2 protein-coding genes are annotated in these 1,406 nt (G+C 74.5%); one reads left to right on the forward strand and one right to left on the reverse strand.

Annotated features, from left to right (window positions below; all coding sequences use genetic code 11):
• Window positions 1–76: 76 nt before the first annotated feature.
• Complete coding sequence (locus AB0O00_RS39450; protein ID WP_363659490.1) at window positions 77–1,036, reverse strand: PfkB family carbohydrate kinase; 960 nt, start codon at window positions 1,034–1,036, stop codon at window positions 77–79.
• A 148-nt stretch (window positions 1,037–1,184) separates the two neighbouring features.
• On the opposite strand from AB0O00_RS39450, the gene AB0O00_RS39455 reads away from it, so the two are divergent.
• The coding region (locus AB0O00_RS39455) for a TetR family transcriptional regulator (protein WP_363659491.1) at window positions 1,185–1,406 on the forward strand (222 nt) is incomplete at its 3' end.

The following is a 1,406-nucleotide window of genomic DNA, read 5'->3' on the forward strand; positions in this document are numbered from 1 at the left end:
GTGCCGTCCAGATCGGTGACCAGAATCCGTGAGACCGGTGACATCCGTGACATCCGTCGGACGCTAGCACGATCACTCAGCGGAATGAAGTGTTCACCTCAAGCAGGGGTGGTGCGGCGGCGAGCGGCAGCCGGGCGGCGAGCTCGTCGGCGCGCAGGGCCGCGGACGAGCCGGGGCCGGTGGTCGCCGCGGCCCCGCAGACCACGGCCGCCGCGAGGCAGTCCGGCAGGCTCCGGCCGTCGAGCAGGCCGTGCACGAGGCCCGCGCCGAAGCAGTCCCCGGCGCCCGTGGTGTCGACGGGCCGCACCGGGACGGCCGGGACGTCGTGGCGCTCGCCGCCGCGGACGGCGGTGGCGCCGTCCGCGCCGCGCTTCACCACCAGGGTCGCCACCAGGCCGGCGAGTTCGGCGATCGCGTCCTCCGGGCCGGCGGCGCCGGTCAGGCGCAGCGCCTCGGCGGCGTTCGGGGTGAAGACGTCGATCAGGGAGAGCACGCGGCGCACCGCCGGGTCGTCCAGCGTCGCGGGGGAGTCGTGGCAGTCCATGACCACCTGGGTGCCGAGCCGGCGGGCGGCCTCGGCGGCGGCCACCATCTCGTCGTCCCACCGCAGTTGGGGCACCATCAGGACGCGCGGGCGGTACCGCCGCAGCAGCGGGACGAGCGGCACGGGCTCGACCGGGTCCTGGAAGCTGACCATCGCGCGGTCCCCGGGGTACGCCATCGCGACCGTGACGCTCCGCACCGGGACGGGGTGGTGGCGGAAGGCCGACGCGTCCAGCCCCTCCCGCCGGGCGCTGGCGAGCACCTGGGCGCTGAAGGCGTCCGTGCCGAAGTCCGCGCTCCACACCACGTCCCGCCCGAGCCGGCGCAGCGCCATCGCGGGCGTGAACGCGCCCCCCGCCTCCCACGCGAAGCCGTCGGCGAACACCTCCCCGCCGGGTTCGACCGGCCGGGGCAGCCCGTGGAACACCAGATCCGCGAAGTACGCGCCGACCACCAGCACTTCGCACGGCTGTAAGGTCCCGTTCGACTCCATCCGGCGAGCATAGGGGCCCGTGGGGCGCCAGGGGGCGGGAACGCCGCGAACGCGTCGAAGTCGGGAGGAGTAGGAGAGAACGGGTTCGTTCACTAACATCGGGAGTAGATCGGGAGTCGATCCGGGACAGCGGAGAGGTGGTGCCGGTATGTCCGCCGAACCCGAGGCCACGCGCGGAGCGACCGAGGCGGCGCCGCTGCGCCGGCGCGGCGAGGTGCTGGAGAGCGCGATCTTCGGGGCCACGCTCCAGCAGCTCGTCACGGACGGCTACGCGCGCCTCACCATGGAGGGCGTCGCGGCGGCGGCCCAGACCGGGAAGGCCGCGCTGTACCGCCGCTGGTCGTCCAAGGAGGAGCTGGTCAAGGACGCC

This window comes from Kitasatospora sp. NPDC093558, assembly GCF_040683475.1.
Classification (GTDB): domain Bacteria; phylum Actinomycetota; class Actinomycetes; order Streptomycetales; family Streptomycetaceae; genus Kitasatospora.

Coding starts and splice junctions, on each gene's coding strand:
- AB0O00_RS39450 (WP_363659490.1), bottom strand. CDS start 1,036: ATGGAGTCGAACGGGACCTTACAGCCGTGCGAAGTGCTGGTGGTCGGC.